General features: G+C 54.1%; 1 protein-coding gene. It reads left to right on the forward strand.

Translation table 11 applies throughout. The annotated features are described in order from the left end of the window. The first annotated feature begins 62 nt into the window (after nt 1-62). A protein-coding gene (locus ACYASU_RS20360) for an IS3 family transposase (RefSeq protein ID WP_463583856.1) occupies nt 63-1,210 on the forward strand; the annotation gives its coding sequence in 2 pieces (ribosomal slippage) (nt 63-318 and nt 318-1,210; 1,149 coding nt in all). The last annotated feature ends 41 nt before the right edge of the window (nt 1,211-1,251 follow it).

Genomic DNA, 1,251 nt, shown 5'->3' on the forward strand with positions numbered 1-1,251 from the left:
TGAGCTGGCCTAATGACCCCGGACACCTCAATGGGGGAAACTGTACCCATTGAGGAACGATCATGACCAAGAAATACAGAAAATTCGATGCAGCCTTCAAGCTTGATGTCTGCAAGCTCATCGTCGACCAGGGCCAGAGCGTGAACTCGGTCTGTCTTGACATGAATCTGAGTGATACGGCAGTGCGTCGTTGGGTTGAGCAATACAAGGCCGAGCTGTTGGGCGGGCCGGGTATTGGTAATCCATTGACCAGTGAGCAGCAGCGAATTCGTCAGTTGGAGCAGCAGATTCGGCAGCTAAAAATGGACAACGACATCCTAAAAAAAGCTACGGCCTTCTTTGCCCGCGAATTGAAGTGATCCATCAACTGGTTCACCAATTACATCGCAAGGCCTACCCGGTGGCTCATATCTGCCGGGTTTTGCGGATCAGTCGTTCCGGGTTCTATGAAGCTCGCCAACGTTGCCAGAAACCCAAGCCCATCTGCGCTGCAGCGGCCATGGTCAAGGCGACATTCGAGTCCAAAGAACACTGCTACGGTAGCCGCCGCGTGCTGGGCGCGCTGCGTGATGAAGGTGTTTCCATCGGTCGTTTCAAGGTTCGTCGCCTCATGAAACAACAGGGTCTGCGCCCGATCTGGAAGCGCAAGTTTATCCACACAACCGACAGTAACCACAACTTGCCGGTTGCTGAAAACTTGCTCAATCGCCAGTTCAACCCCAAGGCAATCAATCAGTCATGGGTCGCAGACATCACCTACATACGCACACGAAGCGGTTGGGTCTATCTGGCTGCGGTTATGGACCTGTTTTCACGCAAAATCGTCGGCTGGGCCATGGCAACCCATATGCGCGCCGAACTGGTGACCAGCGCAATGCAACTGGCCATTGCTCAAAGGCAGCCTGAACCGGGCCTGATTGCCCACTCGGACAGAGGCAGCCAGTACGCGGGAGCTGCCTATCAATCGCTGCTGACTCGCAACGGGATGCGTTGCAGCATGAGCCGAAAAGGTAATTGCTGGGACAATGCAGTGATGGAGCGCTTCTTCCTGAACCTAAAGATGGAGCGCACCTGGAGAAAGGATTACGCCAACCACGGCGAAGCAATAAAGGACATCACTGATTACATCGGGCGGTTCTATAACGAGGGGCGATTGCACTCGACGTTGGGCAACATGACGCCCAATCAGTACGAGCGGCAAGCGGTCTGACAATCACCGATTGAGGTGTCCGGAAAAAGTTGACCACTTCA

The organism is Pseudomonas sp. HP_12 (assembly GCF_055283955.1).